1 rRNA gene is annotated in these 303 nt (G+C 36.3%); it reads left to right on the top strand.

Annotation, left to right across the window (positions count from 1 at the left end):
- A 5S ribosomal RNA gene (gene rrf / locus CD135_RS12890) occupies positions 1-95 on the top strand; the annotation flags it as partial.
- Positions 96-303: the final 208 nt, after the last annotated feature.

Raw genomic sequence — 303 nt, 5'->3', positions numbered from 1 at the left:
GGTCACACCTGTTCCCATGCCGAACACAGAAGTTAAGCTCTTTAGCGCCGATGGTAGTTGGGCTTACGTTCCGCGAGAGTAGGACGTTGCCGGGCAAAATTCAATTTTTGACCCTAGGGTCTTTTTTTCTTGAATAAATTCTTGAAAAAGTTGAATTAGTTATTGACACAAGGTTTTAATAAGAGTATAATTAATTCTTGTGATACAAAATGAACATTGAAAACTGAATGACAATATGTCAACGTTAATTCCAATAATTTGAGTACTGAAAGTACTTCAAAGAGTGATTGGCTTAACCAATCA

The organism is Mammaliicoccus lentus (genome assembly GCF_002902755.1).
Classification (GTDB): domain Bacteria; phylum Bacillota; class Bacilli; order Staphylococcales; family Staphylococcaceae; genus Mammaliicoccus; species Mammaliicoccus lentus.
The sequence above is the reverse complement of the archived record's forward strand: the minus strand, read 5'-3'. Positions and strand labels throughout refer to the sequence as shown.